This window comes from Mannheimia varigena (assembly GCF_013377235.1).
Classification (GTDB): Bacteria; Pseudomonadota; Gammaproteobacteria; order Enterobacterales; family Pasteurellaceae; genus Mannheimia; species Mannheimia varigena.
On the sequence record NZ_CP016226.1, the window covers coordinates 452,242 to 467,759 of the forward strand.

General features: G+C 41.2%; 14 protein-coding genes and 1 other RNA gene. 2 read left to right on the forward strand and 13 right to left on the reverse strand.

Annotated features, from left to right (window positions below):
- Positions 1 to 215 precede the first annotated feature (215 nt).
- Together sucC and sucD are read left to right on the forward strand one after the other, a co-directional pair.
- Positions 216 to 1,376, forward strand: a complete 1,161-nt coding sequence (sucC, locus tag A6B40_RS02000) for an ADP-forming succinate--CoA ligase subunit beta (protein WP_176671402.1) — start codon at positions 216 to 218, stop codon at positions 1,374 to 1,376.
- 9 nt (positions 1,377 to 1,385) lie between these two features.
- Entirely contained in the window at positions 1,386 to 2,255 is an 870-nt protein-coding gene (gene sucD, locus A6B40_RS02005) for a succinate--CoA ligase subunit alpha (RefSeq protein ID WP_025247792.1), read from the forward strand.
- Between the two features lie 72 nt (positions 2,256 to 2,327).
- Here the strand turns inward: sucD and A6B40_RS02010 are convergent, their stop codons facing one another.
- The 13 genes from A6B40_RS02010 to A6B40_RS02070 all read right to left on the reverse strand — a co-directional run bounded on the left by A6B40_RS02010 (position 2,328) and on the right by A6B40_RS02070 (position 15,504).
- Positions 2,328 to 3,773: an alanine/glycine:cation symporter family protein gene (locus A6B40_RS02010; RefSeq protein ID WP_176671403.1), complete on the reverse strand. Its 1,446-nt coding sequence runs from the start codon at positions 3,771 to 3,773 to the stop codon at positions 2,328 to 2,330.
- A gap of 99 nt (positions 3,774 to 3,872) precedes the next feature.
- Positions 3,873 to 4,859, reverse strand: coding sequence for a nickel/cobalt transporter (locus tag A6B40_RS02015; RefSeq protein WP_176671404.1), 987 nt, complete (start codon positions 4,857 to 4,859; stop codon positions 3,873 to 3,875).
- A complete protein-coding gene (locus A6B40_RS02020) occupies positions 4,850 to 5,491 on the reverse strand; it encodes a DUF1007 family protein (protein WP_025217445.1) in 642 nt (213 codons plus the stop codon). Before A6B40_RS02020 ends, A6B40_RS02015 begins: the two co-directional genes overlap by 10 nt.
- Before the next feature lie 58 nt (positions 5,492 to 5,549).
- Positions 5,550 to 5,927, reverse strand: an RNA gene (gene rnpB / locus A6B40_RS02025) — RNase P RNA component class A.
- 122 nt (positions 5,928 to 6,049) lie between these two features.
- On the reverse strand, positions 6,050 to 6,337 hold the full coding sequence (gene rplY, locus A6B40_RS02030; RefSeq protein ID WP_025217446.1) for a 50S ribosomal protein L25: 288 nt from the start codon (positions 6,335 to 6,337) through the stop codon (positions 6,050 to 6,052).
- 149 nt (positions 6,338 to 6,486) lie between these two features.
- Positions 6,487 to 7,755: a malic enzyme-like NAD(P)-binding protein gene (locus A6B40_RS02035; protein WP_025247796.1), complete on the reverse strand. Its 1,269-nt coding sequence runs from the start codon at positions 7,753 to 7,755 to the stop codon at positions 6,487 to 6,489.
- A gap of 132 nt (positions 7,756 to 7,887) precedes the next feature.
- Positions 7,888 to 8,814: a RimK family alpha-L-glutamate ligase gene (locus A6B40_RS02040; protein WP_138317018.1), complete on the reverse strand. Its 927-nt coding sequence runs from the start codon at positions 8,812 to 8,814 to the stop codon at positions 7,888 to 7,890.
- On the reverse strand, positions 8,811 to 9,530 hold the full coding sequence (gene nfsA, locus A6B40_RS02045; RefSeq protein ID WP_138317201.1) for an oxygen-insensitive NADPH nitroreductase: 720 nt from the start codon (positions 9,528 to 9,530) through the stop codon (positions 8,811 to 8,813). The genes A6B40_RS02040 and nfsA overlap by 4 nt, the downstream gene beginning before the upstream one ends.
- Positions 9,531 to 9,548: 18 nt before the next feature.
- The gene (gene mtgA, locus A6B40_RS02050; protein ID WP_025247799.1) at positions 9,549 to 10,322 is read right to left on the reverse strand and encodes a monofunctional biosynthetic peptidoglycan transglycosylase; all 774 of its coding nucleotides are present in this window, start codon (positions 10,320 to 10,322) and stop codon (positions 9,549 to 9,551) included.
- Positions 10,323 to 10,631: a trp operon repressor gene (trpR, locus tag A6B40_RS02055; protein WP_025247800.1), complete on the reverse strand. Its 309-nt coding sequence runs from the start codon at positions 10,629 to 10,631 to the stop codon at positions 10,323 to 10,325.
- Between the two features lie 71 nt (positions 10,632 to 10,702).
- Positions 10,703 to 11,344, reverse strand: a complete 642-nt coding sequence (lolA, locus tag A6B40_RS02060; RefSeq protein ID WP_176671405.1) for an outer membrane lipoprotein periplasmic chaperone LolA — start codon at positions 11,342 to 11,344, stop codon at positions 10,703 to 10,705.
- 119 nt (positions 11,345 to 11,463) lie between these two features.
- Positions 11,464 to 14,322, reverse strand: a complete 2,859-nt coding sequence (polA, locus tag A6B40_RS02065) for a DNA polymerase I (protein ID WP_176671406.1) — start codon at positions 14,320 to 14,322, stop codon at positions 11,464 to 11,466.
- 108 nt (positions 14,323 to 14,430) lie between these two features.
- Positions 14,431 to 15,504 carry a sulfate/molybdate ABC transporter ATP-binding protein gene (locus A6B40_RS02070; RefSeq protein WP_176671407.1) on the reverse strand — a complete coding sequence of 358 codons (1,074 nt, stop codon included), beginning with the start codon at positions 15,502 to 15,504 and terminating at the stop codon, positions 14,431 to 14,433.
- Between the last annotated feature and the right edge of the window lie 14 nt (positions 15,505 to 15,518).

Below are 15,518 nucleotides of genomic sequence, written 5' to 3' on the forward strand. Positions count from 1 at the left end.
CCCTATTTCGGGTTCCCTTCTGAGTTGCCCGAACGACTTAAAATTTTTAGAAAAATAATCCCGAGCGAGAGCAAAGCGAACATCAGGGTTATTTTTCGTTAAGAAAATTTTAATAAAGTGAGGAACAGCAACGAAGCAGGGTGTGCTCTCTTTTAGTTACTTTGCTTTGCACAGCAAAGAAAAGTAACATAAAACACAGCAAGGAAGGAACTTCTATGAACCTACACGAATATCAAGCAAAACAAATCTTTAAACAATACGGACTGCCGGTTAGCCAAGGCATTGCCTGTTCCAGTGCAGAAGAAGCCGTTGCCGCTATTTCGCAATTACAAGGCGAACAATGGGCAGCAAAATGCCAAGTACACGCCGGTGGGCGTGGTAAAGCCGGTGGGGTGAAATTAGTTCACTCTGCGGAGGAAGTGAAAGCCTTTGCCGAGCAATGGCTTGGCAAGCGTTTGGTGACCTTCCAAACCGATGCTAACGGGCAGCCGGTAAACACCATTTATCTGGAAGAAACCTGCAATATCGACCGTGAACTCTATTTGGGTGCCGTGGTGGATCGTTCCGCTCAAAAAGTGGTGTTTATGGCATCCAGTGCCGGTGGAATGAACATTGAAGAGGTGGCAGAACACACCCCTGAACTGATTCATAAAGCAGCTATTGATCCGCTTGTGGGCGGGCAAGGCTACCAAGGGCGTGAACTCGCTTTCAAACTCGGCTTAAAAGGCGATGAAGTGAAACAATTCGCTGATATTTTCGTGAAATTAGCACGTTTATTCGTGGAAAAAGATCTCGTCTTGTTGGAAGTCAATCCGCTTGTCGTGACCAAAGAGGGGAAACTACTCTGCTTAGATGCAAAAATGTCAATTGACAGCAACGCCCTTTATCGCCACCCTGATTTAAAAGCATTGCAAGACTTAAGCCAAGATGACGAACGTGAAGCGGAAGCGGAGAAATGGAGCTTGAACTATGTGGCGTTAGACGGCAACATCGGCTGTATGGTAAACGGTGCAGGGCTTGCAATGGGCACAATGGATATCGTGAAACTGCACGGCGGAAAACCTGCCAACTTCCTTGATGTAGGTGGCGGAGCGACCAAAGAGCGTGTGGCGGCGGCATTCAAGCTGATTTTATCTGATCCGAACGTTAAAACGGTGTTGGTGAATATTTTCGGCGGTATTGTGCGTTGTGATTTGATCGCAGACGGCGTGATTGCTGCAGTAAATGAAGTGGGCGTGAATGTGCCGGTGATTGTGCGTTTAGAAGGAACGAATGCCGAGCAAGGGCGTGAAATTTTAGCGAACAGCGGACTGAGCATTTTAGCCGCTAGCACGCTGACACAAGCGGCTGAATTAGCGGTAAAATCTGCAAATTAGGAGGAAAAGATGTCGATTTTAATTGATAAAAACACAAAAGTAATTTGCCAAGGTTTTACCGGCGGACAAGGCACATTCCATAGCGAACAGGCTCTCGCCTACGGTACGCAATTAGTGGGTGGCGTTTCGCCAAACAAAGGCGGCACAACCCATTTAGGCTTGCCGGTGTTCAACACCGTGCGTGAAGCGGTGGAAGCAACAGGGGCAACCGCAACTGTGATTTATGTACCGGCTCCGGGCTGTAAAGATGCAATTTTAGAAGCGATTGATGCCGGCATTCAGCTTATCGTCTGCATCACCGAAGGCATTCCAACCTTGGATATGCTCGAAGTGAAACAACGCTTAACCCAAACCGGCGTGCGGATGATCGGCCCGAACTGCCCAGGTGTGATTACCCCTGATGAATGCAAAATCGGCATTATGCCGGGCAATATCCACAAAAAAGGCAACATCGGCATCGTTTCCCGCTCCGGCACCCTAACCTACGAAGCGGTAAAACAGACCACCGATGAAGGTTTTGGACAATCCACTTGCGTGGGAATCGGGGGCGACCCAATCCCGGGCTCGAACTTTATTGATATTCTGAAACTATTCCAAGAAGACCCTGAAACCGAAGCGATTGTGATGATCGGCGAAATCGGCGGTTCAGCGGAAGAAGAAGCGGCAGCTTTCATCAAAGCGAACGTCACCAAACCGGTAGTAAGCTACATCGCAGGCGTAACGGCACCAAAAGGCAAACGAATGGGACACGCTGGGGCAATTATCAGCGGCGGCAAAGGCACAGCAGATGAGAAGTTCAAAGCACTGGAAGATGCTGGTGTAACTACCGTGAGAAGCCTTGCAGAAATCGGCTCTGCTCTTCGCAAGATTTTGGGCTAACTCTAAAATACGTAAGCGGTCTAATTTGTAAATTTTTTTGTAAATTAGACCGCTTATTTCTTGATATTTGAATTACTCTTTTGATTTCCAAATGAGTGGATCAACACCTTTGTGAATTAAATCTTGATGTTCTTCAATTCTAAATACAGGTTCTTTGCCTTGTTTAAGCTGATGGATATAATCTTTCATAATAATCCACACAATAGGTGCAAGAATTAAAATTGCTACTAGGTTGATTACCGCCATTGATGCCATTACGGTGTCAGCAAACGCCCAAACGATACCGCCATCCCGCACTGCACCGAAGTACACGAAGAATAACACCACTGTACGGAAGCCCCACACAAACCACGCATTATTTTTAATATAGCGAATATTGGTTTCTGCATAAGCGTAGTTACCAATAATTGAGGTAAAGCAGAAAAGGAGGATAACAAAAGCTAAGAAATGTAGCCCAAATTCGCCTAAGTGGAATTGTAATGCGTTTTGAGTCAGAGAAATACCTCTTAAGCTTTCACCACCATAGTTGTCTGACATTAAGATAATAATAGCTGTACAGGTACAAACCACCATAGTATCGACAAATACACCTAGCATTTGAATTAAACCTTGGCTTGCCGGGTGTTTAGCATCTGATGTTGCAGCTGAGTTTGGGGCAGAACCCATACCCGCTTCGTTTGAGAATAAACCACGCTTAATCCCCATTAACATCGTTTTTGAAACTAATGCTCCGAACATACCACCCGCTGCAGCTGAGAAATCAAAAGCACTCTCAATAATTAAACCGATAATATGTGGAACTCGTTCAATATTCATTCCAAGAATAATCACCGCAATAATTAAGTAGAAAAGTGCCATCATAGGTACAACTTGAGCGGAAACTTTACCGATTCGTTTTACCCCACCAGAAATGATGATGCCCGTAATAACCACTAAAGTAATACCAACATAAATAGGGTTCCAATCCCACGCATTTTTGGTTGCTTCTACAATAGAGTTAGATTGCACCGCATTAAAGGCAAAACCAAAGGTAAAGATTAACGTTACTGCAAAAGCAATAGCTAATGAAGGAAGTTTTAAACCACGAGTGATGTAGTAAGCAGGCCCACCACGAAACATTCCGTTCGGATCTTTCGTTTTATATAGCTGTGCTAGAGAAGATTCCGCAAAAGCCGAACTCATACCCATTAATGCCGTTACCCACATCCAGAAAACTGCACCTGGTCCACCAAGTGCAATCGCGGTTGCCACACCACCGATGTTACCAACCCCAACACGGCTTGCTAAACCTGTCGTAAAGGCTTGGAATGGGGTAAGAGATTGACCTGAAGCAGAACGCCCTCCCCACATCTCACGTAAACTCTGTGGCAGTAAACGAAGCTGAACAAAGCCTGTTGTGATCGTGAAGAACATTCCCGTTCCGAGTAATAATATAATGGTAACATCCCATAATGGACCATCAATAGTATTAACAATCCAAGTAAGAATACCTTCAAAGAATAGAATAATAGAATCCATAAAGACCTCTTAAATTAAAATAAAACTGGGCGATTGTAACTGATTTAACATTCTTTAAACAGTTTTTTTAATCTGATTTATAATAAAATTTTATGCCTACTACCGTTTAAATAAACTACTTGGGCTACTTTCAATAAAACTGCTGTGGAATAATGTTATACCAAAGAAAATTAAGGCAATCCCCAATATACACTTGAGTAAACGTGCCACATTTTTATTCATTTGGGCAGATAAATACCAGATGCTCATCTTTACAGCCTTATTTCGTGCAGTAAGCACAAAAATAGCAAATAGGCTTAATGTTGTACCAGTGCCTAATGCCATTACCAACGCTGAAATAACACCCCAGATATAGAGATCTAATGTATAAGAAAGAAAGAGCACTAATATCGCTCCAGAACAAGGCCTTGCTCCAATGCTCAGAATTAGCATTAATTGCGCTTTAAGATCTTTTGCTTGCTGCATCTCTTGTTGTGATGGTAAATGCTGATGCCCACAACCGCAATTTTCATTGTGAATATGATGAGTTTTCTTAACAAGCGGTTGATTTTTTAGATTATTTTGCGAAACACGAATTGCGTTAATTTTAGGCTTATTCGTTTTCATTAGATCTTTGAGTACTTGGTAGGACCAATAAAGCCCAAGCAAGATCATCATCGCAAAGCTACCACGCTCAACCCATTTTAATGTTAAATTAAAATATTGGCGAGAGAGAGTAAAAATAACCACAATCACGGTGACAAGCGAAATCGCCACTAAACCTTGTACTATGGCTGAAGCGAAGGTAATCTTCATTACCTGATTGAGCCTCGTTTTTTCAAGGGAAAGGTAACTAGTCAGAATAAACTTCCCATGACCTGGTCCAACAGCATGAAAAACACCATATAAAAAACTAATAAAGACTAATGTTATTCCAGCTTGATGCTGATTGTCACTCAGTGCATTCAATGAACCAGACAGTTGAGTATTAAATATCTTTTGCCACTCTATCACTTTAAAGAGCAAAATCGGATAAAGTTGATAAAGTGCAAAAAATGCGAGAAATCCGATCGCTAGTATTCCCCATTGTTTTGACTTCAATCGCATACCATCTCCACTTTTTGTGCAAATTGTGCCCCTAATGAATAATCTTCATTATCGGGCATATCTGGCGATTGGGTTTTATCCAAGCTTGAGGCATATAAGCGTAATTTAGTATCAACCTGAGGTTGAATTAGGTTTGCTTTACAACTCGCATTACTAATAGAAATATCCTTCTCTTTATTGTATTCCATTGCAATGTAATAACTTGGTTCATAAGTGGAAAACCATACCCTATTCTGTTTTAAATCATAAGGCTTAGTTAGATGAAACGTAATATAGAAAATAACACGGTTATTTTTAATTTCAAAACGAGTATCTGTGGGTTGTGTTGTAAAGGTAATAGGTTGATTCTTACTATCATACAGCACACTAAAATAGTGATTTAGTAGCGCAGATTGTACCATCTCTACTGTAATATCTTTTTCTGTTTTTGCTTTATCACTACTATTATTTACTTCATAAATAAGCTCAGATGAAGTAATTTCATCAAGCATCCATTCCATTTGAAATGATTTCAACATGGTGCCTTCAACAATCACGTTATTTTTTAAATCTACAAAAGAATGTGGGTGTGCCAAAACCTGTTTCGTAAATAAAGCAGCTAACACCATTATAAGCGTTTTAATTAATTTCATATTTCAATTCACTATAAAAGAAAAAAGCGAACAAGTTACCCCGTTCGCATTTCAAAATTCGGTGAGTTGGTCGATAAGCCGAGTTCTGTCGTGGACAATCATTCCTCTAGGCGCATATTTACACATACGCTCAAGCAACCTACCCGAACTCTCGGCGGGCAACCGATTGAGCTCCTATTTGGTCTTGCTACGAGTGGAGTTTACCCTGCTGTGGAATGTTACCACCCACACGGTGCGCTCTTACCGCACCCTTTCACCCTTACCTGTCGAAACAGGCGGTCTGCTCTCTGTTGCACTGGTCGTAGGCTCACGCCTCCCGGATGTTATCCGGCACTCTGCCCTGTGTAGCTCGGACTTTCCTCTCGTTTACTTGTCCCCTAGATCGCATTACTGCACTTGAGGGCTTCAATAAACCAGCGATTGTCTAACCAACTCGGGGAGCAGTATAGCAGATTCGCAAAATTTTGCAAAAATTTAACCGCTTGCACTCTATTAGAAATGCAAAAAAGGATTAAGTTTCAAAAACTTAATCCTTTTCTTTAATTCACAAACAAGTGATTACGCACGTTTAAAGTCTAAGTGAACTAATTTTGGTTTAGTCGGGTGGCGTTGAATCGCTTGTACTTTAACTTGCTCTTCTTTACCACCAACAACGATAGTTAAAACTTCGTTGTAGAACGCATCATGAACTTGTGCATTGTTTACATCATCGTGGTTTAAGATGATTGATACAGGCTCTGCACTACCACCATAGATGATCGCAGGAACTTGACCATTGTGACGCAGGCGGCGGCTCGCACCCTTACCTTGCGCCGAACGAATTTCAGCTTCAAATTTAAATGACATTGTTTAATTCTCTTAAATTAAAATGGGGATTTCCCCGTTAATAGAAAAAACAGCAGGCGACCCAGCTGTTTCCGAAAAAATATCGGCATACCATATAGATATGCCGACTGTGTATTCTACTTATATTGCAAAAAAATGCAATTAAAATATTAAGCCACAAGCTTTTTCAATTGTTCTGCATAAGCGTTCCAATCCGTAATTGGACGAGTTGCTACGCCAGACTCAATCGCTGCTTTTGCTACCCCAATAGATACATTAACGATTAAACGTGGATCAAATGGCGTTGGAATAACATAATCTGGGCCGAAAGACAATTCACCATAAGTTGAAATTACCTCAAACGGAACAGGTTCTTTTGCAAGTTCAGCAATTGCACGAGCGGCTGCCATTTTCATCTCATCATTAATTGTTTTAGCGCCTACATCTAATGCACCACGGAATAAGAATGGGAAACAAAGCACATTATTTACTTGGTTTTTGAAATCAGAACGACCAGTGCAAACAATCACATCATCACGTACAGCTTTCGCTTCTGTTGGCGTAATTTCAGGTGTTGGATTTGCAAGGGCAAGAATTAATGGATCTTTTGCCATTGTTTTTACCATTTCTTGCGTTAATGCCCCGCCTTTTGAGCAGCCTAAGAATACATCTGCGCTAGCAATTGCATCAGCAAGCGTTCTTTGTCCATTATCTTCAATAGCATAGAACTGTTTGGTTTCATCCATACTATCGCCACGACCTTGGAAAATTACCCCTTTTGAGTCGCACATCGTAATATTTTCTTTCTTCACTCCTAAAGAACGCAATAAATTAGTACAAGCAATCGCTGAAGCACCGGCACCGTTTACCACTAAACGAACCTCTGAAATATTTTTACCAACAATTTCTAAACCATTAATAACTGCCGCACCGCTTACAATAGCTGTGCCGTGTTGGTCATCGTGGAATACTGGAATGCCCATACGCTCACGTAATGTTTGTTCCACATAAAAACATTCTGGAGCTTTAATATCTTCTAGGTTAATCCCGCCAAAAGTAGGCTCTAATGAGGCGATAATATCTACTAATTTTTTAGGATCAGTTTCATTGATCTCAATATCAAACACATCAATACCAGCAAATTTTTTAAACAGAACGCCTTTACCTTCCATTACTGGTTTACTAGCCAATGCACCAATATTTCCTAAGCCCAATACTGCTGTACCATTAGAAATTACTGCCACTAAGTTACCACGTGCGGTATAACGGTAAGATGCTGACGAATCTTTTTCAATTTCTAAACACGGCTCTGCAACACCTGGTGAGTAAGCTAATGCTAAATCGTGCTGCGTATCTAAAGATTTGGTTGGTGTGACTGATATTTTACCTGGGATAGGAAATTCGTGGAAATCAAGCGCTTGCTGCTTTAAATCGCTCATTTTATGACCTTATTTTTTAATAAACTAATTACAAAATTTAAACAACAAATATTTTACTCCAAAATTTAGGAAATTTTGTGATTCAGATCACATTTTTTGAAATTCTACAGAAAATAGGCTATAAACGAACGTTTAACTAATACTCTTTAGGTATTTAATATTTCGATTAATAAAATAATTCACTATTTCTACCGCAATATTTACTTCATTCACTTGCTCTATGCCCTCAAAACCTGGGCTTGCGTTGACTTCTAAAATAACCGTACCATTTTTTGTTCGCAAAAAATCCACACCAGCAACATCAAGCCCTAAAACTTTAGTCGCTTTAACTGCTAATTCTTTTTCTTCTTCACTTAATTCAATACGGCGTGCAATTCCACCTTGATGAAGATTGGCTCGAAAGTCTTCTGAAACATTATTTCTATTCATTGCAGCTATCACACTCTCTCCAATCACAAAAGCACGAATATCTTTCCCTTTTGCCTCACTGATGAATTGCTGGCATAAATAAGGCTCACCAACTTGCCTAAAAGTTGATAGCACAGCCTCCGCATTAGGCTTATTTTCAAACAACATTACGCCATTACCTTGAGAGCCATTCAAGACTTTTGAAATGGTAGGGAAAGAGAAATGATCTAATTGCGATTTAACCGAAACTAAATTCCCTGCAAAATTGGTATGTGGTATAGGTAAAGTATGTTCGGATAATTTTTGCAACGATCGCCATTTGTTTCGGGCTAAAGCAAATGCTTCAGAGTGATTCAAAACAGGAATACCTTTCGCTTCAAAATGGCGTAGCACAGCACAGCCCATTTCCGTACTACTTGTACCAAAACGAGGCAAAATACCATCGTAATCCTTCAATAAAACAGGCTCTGGGCGATGTTTCTCGTAGCTTTCTCCTTCTTGGTAAAAAATCTCAAAGGTCCCATTTTTTAGAGAAAGTAGCATTCTGTTAGGATCTAAAATATCCAGTTCGATCCCTCTTTCTACACAGGCTTCTTTAATTCGTTTGCAACTATATAAGCGAGGCTCACGGCATAGCATTAGCCATCTCATTTTTTCAATAATCCTTTCTGATTAAAAAACGGCAGAATATGTGGACGAACGGGTTTGTCTAAAGTTTTATGAATTGCGACTTGCCATTGCTGAGGTTCGCCAATTCTCGCTTGGTAGTAAGCGGTCAAATTTTCGTTATATTTTGCAAATTCTAGCTCATCAAAAGGCTGATACTGATTAGTATGACAAATCAAAGTGTTTGGTAAACGAGGTTTTAAATCAGGATCTTGTGCAGGATAGCCCAAACACATTCCGACTAATGGTACACAGTATTCAGGCAAATTTAATGCTTCGGATACACGTTTAATATCATTACGCAATGCACCAATATAAACACCACCTAACCCTAAAGACTCTGCTGCTAACAGTACATTTTGAGCAAAAATTCCCGTATCAACCGCTCCAATAATCGACACTTCAGCCCATTCTAATTGGGATTCTGGTACAAGCTGTTTGTGTTTATTAAAATCAATGCAAAACACTAAAAACTCTGCACAGTCCACCACATATTGCATACCTGAAACCTCTCTTAAGGTTTCACGAATTTGTTTATCCGTGACACGGATAACGCTTACGCATTGTAAGTGATTCGAGCTAGACGCCACTTTTCCAGCATGAATTAAGGTTTGGAAAATCTCTTCTGAAATAGGTTGTTCGCTAAATTTACGAATAGAACGATGAGATAATATCGTGTCAAGTGTTGCTTTGCTTTGTATTTTCATATTAATGCTCTTTTAAAGTTTATCTAAATAATGCTTACCATCTAGCAAATTAACTTGTCGGATAATCCACGCTTGCCGTTTTCGCATGCTTGAACCGGGCTTATCAACTTTAAAGACTAGAGGGTTAGGTAAGGAGGCGGCTAATAATGCAGCTTCTTGCAAGTTCAAATTTTTTGCGGATTTCTTGAAAAAATGTTGAGCTGCGGCTTCAACACCAAAAATCCCCTGCCCAAATTCTGCAATATTAAGATACACCTCAAGAATGCGTGATTTCGTCCAAATATGCTCAACCAAAATAGTCAGGGGGGCTTCAATACCTTTTCTCACCCAACTCTGCCCATGCCATAGAAAAAGATTTTTTACGGTTTGTTGAGAAATCGTAGAGCCACCACGTATTTTTCTTGATTTCGCATTTAATTTTAACACCTTTTCTATTGCACCAAGATCTAAACCAAAATGACTCTCAAAATTTTGATCTTCCGAAGCAATTACCGCCATTTGCATTTGCCAAGAAATATCCTCAAGGCTTACCCATTTCTTCTTGATGCTATATGAATTGCCTTTTAGTGTATTCTCTACTTTTTTCTGTAGCATATAAGCTGAATACGGCACAGGCAAAACAGAAAAAAGTAAAGTGCCTATCAAGAATAAACTTCCGAAAAAAGTAAATAAACGACTAAAACCAAACCAAAACCAGCTTGATTTTGTTCTTATTTTTCGAGGAATAAAAAAAAGCCCTATTTTCTTCAAAAGAGAGCTTAGAAAACGGTTCTTATGCTTTGCCATTTACTTCATACCGTTAAGTTTCGCATTCACCCATTGCAAGAAATTCGGGTCTAGTGTTTTGAGCATATTTGAGCCACGAGTAATAGTTGCCGCACTGGTGTTCAAATTTTGCTGAATCTCACGTTGGGATACATCACCTTTTAATAATGACTGCACAATCTGCAAGCGTAATCCTAATGATCCTCGTTCATCCGCTGTCAGAAACATAGAGAACAGAGGTTCTAACTTATCTTCACTTACTGCTTGTTTGAGTAAATCTAAGAATTGTTCCCATTCTTTTGGATCTCGTTGGTTATAAAGTGTTTTCATCACGCCCTCTCAATAAACAAGCGGTAGATTTTTTGCAAAAATTTGCAAGAAAAAGACCGCTTGTTATTCAATTATTTTTTCGATTTCTTGCCACCACGTTGGTCGTCTAATTCCGCCCCTTTTGGCACGCTGAATTTGAATAAATCGTTTGAAACACCGCCTGTGGTAATGTTACGCAATACATATAAATTACTCTGCCCATCACGCTCAATCGTACTGAAGCCTTTGAGTAAGCCGTTTGAGTCAATTCGCACATCAAACTGTTTTAAATTGCTTTTTTTCGATTTTGGCTTTAATACGAAAGTGTCCGCATTTTGTGTCACATCATATTGATTCCAATGGTTTTTATCGCTACTGGTTAATAGCACAAACGGCGTATTATTCACCGCATCTTGCACCGTATTCACTGTTACTTGCGAAACGAACGGATCGTAAAACCATAAATCTTTACCGTCCGACACAATTAAATTTTCCTGTGGCGATTTGGTATCCATTCTAAATAAATTCGGGCGTTTTACTTGGAATTTACCTTTGCCTTTTTGGATCTCTTTCCCTTTGCTTGAACGGACAGTTTGGTCGAAATCAGCACTGTATTGGCTGACTTGCTCTAAACGGCGTTGTAATTCGGCAACTGATTGTGCATCAGCAAACGCTGTGCCTGCAAAGCCTAATAATGTTAAAGCGAATACTGATTTTTTGAATAATGTTTTCATCTGTTTTCCTTATTGTTCAAAGAAGATTTGTGTTTCTTTGACAACGAAATAGTTAAAAGTTTCATATTGATGAACTGCTACAACAATACAATAAAAAGAGGGAATTGTATAGCGTTAGATTAATGAGCTTCGTCCCAGTTATCACCTACGCCGACTTCCGCAATGAGCGGCACTTTGAGCGAGATCGATTTTTCCATTTCCGCTTTAATTAGCTGGCTGTAATGCTCGATTTTGTCTGCTTTCACTTCAAACACCAATTCATCGTGTACTTGCATAATCATTTTGATTTCATCATCGCCGTGAATAGCTTTATCAATGCCAATCATCGCAACTTTGATAATATCCGCCGCCGTGCCTTGCATTGGTGCATTAATTGCCACTCGTTCTGCCGCTTTACGCAAAATAGCATTGCTTGATTTAATATCAGGTAAATATAAACGACGACCGAATAAAGTTTCTACATAGCCTTTTCCTGCGGCAACTTCACGAATATCCGTCATAAACTGCTGTACTGCCGGGTAACGTTGGAAGTAGAGATCCATATATTTTTGAGCTTCCGTACGTCCAATGCCCAGTTGGTTGGAAAGTCCGAATGACGACATTCCGTAAATCAGTCCGAAGTTGATCGCCTTAGCACTGCGGCGTTGCTCGCTAGTCACGTCCTCTAACGCCACGCCGAAAATTTCTGCAGCGGTGGCTCGGTGAATATCTTTGCCCTCTGCGAACGCTTTGATCATTCCCTCGTCATCGGCTAAGTGAGCCATAATGCGTAGCTCAATTTGCGAATAGTCGGCGGCAACAATTTTGTAGCCCTCACGAGCCACAAAGGCTTGGCGAATGCGTCTGCCCTCTTCATTCCTGATCGGAATATTCTGTAAGTTCGGATCGCTGGAGGAAAGCCGCCCCGTTGCTGTTACTGCTTGGTTGTAAGAGGTATGCACTCGCCCTGTTTTTTTGTTAATAAGCTGTGGTAGTTTGTCCGTGTAAGTCGATTTCAGCTTGCTTAAGCCACGATGCTCCATTAATAATTTCGGCACAAGATGACCTTGTTGAGCCAGTTCATCTAGCACTTCCTCATTGGTTGATGGAGCTCCTTTCGGGGTTTTCTTCAGCACAGGCAAGCCTAATTTATCAAATAGAATTTCTTGCAGCTGCTTGGTGGACGCCAAATTGAACACCTGCCCAGCCTCAGCGTGAACAGCTTGCTCAATTTCCGCTAAACGTTGTTCAATTTCTGCCGATTGAGCCAGTAATTTTTTCGGGTCAATCAGCACGCCGTTGCGTTCAATGCGAGAAAGCACGCCCACAAGCGGCATCTCGATTTCATTAAATAATTTCACCAACTCCGGCTCTTGGGCTAAATTTTCCCAAAGCACTTGGTGGAGCTTCATTGTGACATCCGCATCTTCCGCTGCATATTCCGCCGCTTTGGCGATCTCGATTTTATCGAAAGTCAGCTGATTTTTGCCCTTGCCAGCCAGCTCTTCAAACGGAATGGTTTTATGCCCTAAATAGCGATCCGCCAAATCGTCCATATTATGACGACCGGTGCTGTTGAGTGTGTAGGATTCGATCATCGTATCGAACGCCAAGCCTTGCAGTTCAATACCGTGGTTGGCGAAAATGGTTAAATCGTATTTGATGTTCTGTCCGATTTTTTGGATTTCCGCATTCTCTAAAATCGGCTTGAGTTGGCTTAAGCAAGCGGTCAAATTTAACTGATTTTTTACCAATTCGTCTGCTGCTTCGCCTTCTGTTTCATCATCGCCGCCAAACATATCCGCTTGTTTTGGCTGGGCTTTCTGCTTATGCCCCAGTGGAATATAGCACGCTTCACCGTTTTCCAAACCGAATGAAATGCCTACCAAATTTGCCAACATCGCCTCAAGGCTGTCAGTTTCGGTGTCCACCGCAATCAATTTTGCGGCTTGCAATTTCGCCAGCCATTCGTTGAATTTCGGCTCGCTGTCCACAGTTTCATATTTGCTACGGTCAATCTGTATGATATTTGCAAGATTTTCCACTTTTTTAACCGCTTGTGTAGCTTGGTAATTATTCGGCACTTTTTCAGCAGAGGCTTGTGTAACAGGGTTCGCATTGTTATTTACTTCATTTAACCAACGCTTAAATTCATAATGCTCAAATAATGTAGCAAGCTCTGCACGATTTTGTGGCTGCATTAAAAGCTGATCGTGAGTAACCTCTAATTCCACATCGGTTTTAATCGTTGCCAACAGATAAGATAAATCTGCATTCTCTTTTTCTGCTTCTAACTTCGGTGCGAAGTTTTTTGCACCACGAAATGAGAGTGTGGCAATCTGATCTAAATTTTCATAAATATGTTTAAGCGAGCCGATCCCTTGCAATAACGCTAAAGCCGTTTTCTCGCCCACGCCTTTGACACCAGGGATATTATCCGCCGAGTCGCCCATTAGGGCTAAGAAATCGATAATCAACTCAGGCGGAATGCCATATTTTTCGATAACGCCTTCACGGTCAAGTAGGGTGTTGTTCATCGAGTTAATCAACATAATGTGATCGTTCACCAGTTGTGCCATATCTTTATCGCCTGTACTGATTAACACGTCTTTGCCATCTTTGGCAGCTTGCACGGCAAGGGTTCCGATCACATCGTCCGCCTCCACGCCCTCAATCGAAATCAACGGAATGCCGAGGGCTTTGATAATGGCGTGCAGCGGCTGAATTTGCGAACGAAGCTCATCGGGCATTGGTGGGCGATGCGATTTATATTGCTCGAAAAGTTCATCACGGAAAGTTTTGCCTTTCGCATCAAACACCACAGCAATGTGGCTCGGCTCAACTTGCGAAATCAGGCTTTTGAGCATATTCAACACGCCATACATCGCCCCTGTCAGCTCACCATTGCGATTGGTTAACGGAGGGAATGCGTGAAATGCTCGATATAGATAAGATGAACCATCCACCAGTACCAGTGGATTTTTTGCGATAGTTGCCATAAAAAATCTCTTGAAATTCGGGGAAATATAGGCGGTATTATACAAGAATAGCGAAAGAAAGGGGCAAAAAAAGCGTATTTCAGCCATAGCCAAAATACGCTTAAAGTATTAGATCATATATTCAATTAACTCATTTTGAATAAAGAAATTGAGTAACTGAGGTTCTAAATACACTTCTTCGCCTAATGTGAAGCCTTCTTGAAGGAATTGGTTGTAGCTGACAGAAACATCAATAGGCAAATCGCTCACGTTTGATAACACTTCGATTTCTACTGTCGGACCTGCGGTATGAATTCGTTGAATTCGCCCCACAATCGTATTATCTGTTTTATTTTTGCTTATTGCGATTTCGTGTGGGCGAACATAAACCACTACATCTTCTGCTGAATAATAGCTATCCACTTTACGTTGGAATTTATCAATATGTAGCGTGCCGTTGAAGATATAGCCTTGCAGTAAATTTACATCGCCAAGAAAATCTGCCACAAAAGCGGTTCTTGGTTGCTTATATACTTGTTCAGGCGAACCTATCTGCTCAACTTTTCCTTTATTCATCAACACAATTTTATCAGCGACTTCTAAGGCTTCGTCTTGGTCGTGGGTTACAAACAAACTTGTTACATTCATTTCGTGATGGAAATCTCGTAACCAGCGACGGAGATCTTTCCGCACCTTTGCATCTAACGCCCCAAACGGTTCATCAAGTAACAAGACTTTAGGATCGGTTGCAATCGATCTTGCTAATGCCACCCGTTGTCGCTGTCCGCCCGAAAGTTGATCCGGGTAACGCTTACCAATATGTTCTAACTGAATGAGTTCTAGCAAGTACTTCACTTTGGCTTGAATTTCCGCTTCGCTCAATCGCTCTGATTTGGGTTTCATTCTTAATCCAAAGGCAATATTATCAGCAATCGTCATATGGCGGAAAAGAGCATAATGTTGAAAGACGAAGCCAATATCTCTCTCTTTGGCAAATAACTGCGTGACCTCATTTTGATCAAACAAGATCTTGCCGCTACTAGCGGTTTCAAGCCCAGCAATAATGCGTAGTAAGGTAGTTTTACCACAGCCAGATGGCCCGAGCAAAGCCGTAAGCTCGCCGTTGTTAATTGTTAAGTTGATATCGTGCAGTACCTGTGTTTGCCCGAACTGTTTATTCAAATGATGTATGCTGATTGTCATTGTTCCCCCAATTT